This is a genomic window from Kangiella sp. (assembly GCF_014762745.1).
GTDB lineage: Bacteria > Pseudomonadota > Gammaproteobacteria > Enterobacterales > Kangiellaceae > Kangiella.
In genome coordinates, this window is sequence record NZ_JABURJ010000026.1 from 1 (window position 1) to 3050 (window position 3050).

The 3050-nt window shown below is 39.4% G+C and carries 5 protein-coding genes; all 5 read left to right on the top strand.

Annotated elements, in window-relative coordinates; all coding sequences use genetic code 11:
- Window positions 1-332 precede the first annotated feature (332 nt).
- Entirely contained in the window at window positions 333-515 is a 183-nt protein-coding gene (locus tag HUJ19_RS01505) for a hypothetical protein (protein WP_290621810.1), read from the top strand.
- A 72-nt stretch (window positions 516-587) separates the two neighbouring features.
- Entirely contained in the window at window positions 588-1808 is a 1221-nt protein-coding gene (locus tag HUJ19_RS01510; RefSeq protein WP_290621811.1) for a DUF3596 domain-containing protein, read from the top strand.
- Window positions 1809-1879: 71 nt separating this feature from the next.
- Window positions 1880-2176, top strand: coding sequence for a hypothetical protein (locus HUJ19_RS01515; RefSeq protein ID WP_290621812.1), 297 nt, complete (start codon window positions 1880-1882; stop codon window positions 2174-2176).
- Between the two features lie 76 nt (window positions 2177-2252).
- A complete protein-coding gene (locus tag HUJ19_RS01520) occupies window positions 2253-2633 on the top strand; it encodes a hypothetical protein (RefSeq protein ID WP_290621813.1) in 381 nt (126 codons plus the stop codon).
- A gap of 302 nt (window positions 2634-2935) precedes the next feature.
- A partial coding sequence (locus HUJ19_RS01525; protein WP_290621814.1) for a type I restriction-modification system subunit M N-terminal domain-containing protein occupies window positions 2936-3050 on the top strand: 115 nt, incomplete at its 3' end.

Here is a 3050-nt window from a genome sequence, read left to right on the forward strand (position 1 = left end):
CCGGCGTGGGTTTGTAGCCCACCGTGGGTTCAAATCCCACCCTCTCCGCCATATCAGCTCTTCTAGAGCCCTTGAAAACCCGCACTTTAGCGGGTTTTTTTGTTTCTGACATATCTTCTTTGGGACGCTCTTGGGACTTAAAGTCCAAATTTCTAGCTTTTCAAAATTCTGTAAAAGAACTCAGACTTTAGTTATTCAGGCACTTTTGATCTAGCTTCTTTATATTGCCCAATTCTTTTTCTGTCTCATATTAAATAATTACTCAGGTTTGCCATAAATTTAATAGTAGATTCGCATATTGTCTGTGAGCAAACAAAACAGAGGAAATTGTGATGTGGGTGACTGCAAAGAAACTTTTTGAACTGACAGGTATTACTATTGATGCTAGCAACAAGAAAAGGCAGCGTGGTGTTTGGCCAGAGGGCCTAATTTGGCGTAGGGCTGAAGATGGACGGGTTTATTTTAATCTTGATAATGTCATGCAATGGATCTCTGGTGAGTTAGAAGCAGCTTGACATGAAAACCTGATTTGGGCTTTCAACCATTGAGTCGTATGTTAACTATCCCAAAACAACAAGCTTAAAAACATGACGAAGAAAAATATTAATGAATCCATCCAAAAAGCCCTGGCTAAAGCCGATGGTGTCAGCTTACATGGTCAAAAGATCAGGCTTAGCTTTATTTATAAAGGTATCCGCTGCCGACCAACTCTAAAACTGCCTATTACGGTTGCTAACATCCGTTATGCAGCCGATAAGATTGCCAGGATAAGGCAGGAAATTGAAAAGGGTACTTTTGACTACGCTAAAGAGTTCCCTAACTGCCCTAATGCTAAGAAGTTTGCATCTAAATCAAAGTCTGTATTATTTAAGGATTTAGCTGAACAATTTTTGAACATCAAAAAGGCTGAAATTGATCCAAATACATATAATGGCTATAAAAAAAATCTAAAGGTCATTAACGAAAAATTTGGTGACTGTAAGATTCAGGATATCACTGAGTCAGACATCCTTACTTGGCGCTCCTTGGAGCTTGCAGAGAATGCTAATAAATACATCAACAATATTTTTACTCCTTTAAGGGGAGTATTTGCATTAGCAAAATCAAAGAAATTGATTTTTGATAATCCTTTAACCAACATAAAGAACCTGAAATTACCGTCACGAGAACCAACTCCCCTTTCTAGAAGTGAGATCGAAACCTTAATTAATCATCCTACTGCCAAGGTTTCAGAAAGAAATATGATTCAATTTGCTTGCTGGAGTGGTATGCGAACTGAGGAAATCTTTGCTTTAGCCTGGGAAGACATTGATTTTGATAGAGGCTTTATATATGTGACACGGGCAATCGTTGATGGTTTATACAAGCGTACTAAAACTCGGAGAAATCGAAAAGTTGAACTTTTGAAGCCGGCAGTTGATGCTCTGAAAAAGCAAATGTCTATATCTTTCAATGATCCTAAGGAAGCCAAAGAAGTAATGGAAAACGACAATAAGACACGAACAAAGGAGAATATAAGAATTGTCTTTAAAAACTCCAACTCCGGACTCCCGTACAATGATGTTTCAGTTTATGGCAAGGTGTTTTGGGACAGACACCTCAAAAGCGCCGGTATTCAGCATCGGGGACCTAATCATTGCCGCCACACCTACGCTTCTCAATTAATCACCACTGGCCAGATCGAACTTGAGTGGATTGCCCAGCAAATGGGGACTTCGGTAAATATGCTGTATAAGCATTACGGTCGAATAATTGACCGAGATCGAAAGAGTAGGGCAGAGCATATCAATAAGCTCCTGAATTTCTAACCAACCGTTAAATTGCCTGATTGCAGGTTCATGAGATTCTGAGTACTCCAAAACACCAACCCGGAGTCCATATGGAAAGCAACATTGTTAAATTACCGATCGAATCCAACCTGGATTATAGTGAGCGTGCTGAGCTGGTCTGCCGTAATTTGGCTAACTATGTGTGCATAAAAATGTCGATTAACCCTGATGGCAATCAGCTAACGGGCTTGATCGGTGATATTATCAGCAAGACAAACCTTGAAGCGGTAAAAAGCTGGATTATGTCATCTATAAAGTTCTACCAAATTGACAAAAACAGTATCAAAGACCACACACTCAACGCTTTTATTGATAAGCTAAATAAACTTGGCCTGACGGCACATTAGCAGTAGTAAGCACAATGGTGGATATTCTTATCGCCATTGTGCTCCCCCAATTTACTGACTTTTAGGGAGAAGGTTCGTGACTGCACACGTTAATGAAGATAAGACAACTCACTATTGGAAAGTGATTAGCAAGCTACAAGCCTGGTTTCAGCTGGACTCTAAAGAAATGTGTGTCTTACTTGGCGGTATTCCAGAAGAGCGGTACACAAAAGGCATCCAGACTGGTTCTGAAGCTCTATCGGAAGATGAAGCAATCAGAGTTTCATGCCTTTTGGGGATACATAAAGGGCTAAACACAATCTTTTCCGATGAAAAGCAGGCACAAACCTGGATTTCACGCCCGAATGATTTAGAACCCTTTAATGGGAATGCGCCTAAGCACTATTTGCTGCAGGGAGAAACCCAAAATCTACTAAAAGCACGAAAGTTTATCGATTATTGGTCCACAAATTCATAAATAAACCTCCTTTCTTAACAAGACGTTATCCAGTCGCTCATAGACAGAGCAAGTCACGATTTTCAACTGTCATTCATTCCAGACAAGCTTGCCTATTTTTTAGTCTTTCCTTTCTAATTATTTAAAGCCACGATTAATGCATATTTGCATTGCTGCAAAAGTTGAACGCGGTCACATTACAGGCTAGTATCAATAGTTTGCTACAAACTGATACGAATAAATAAATCTAAAGAAAGTCTTTTATTTGTAGCGACTAAGTATAATTGGACTCTTTTCATATAACGATTAAAACGAAACCAACAATGACTGATAAAATCGACCAAAACGAAATCAATAAAACGCTGTGGAGTATCTGCGATACGTTCCGTGGCACTATCTCTGCTGATACCTATAAAGATTTCATCCTGACTATGCTGT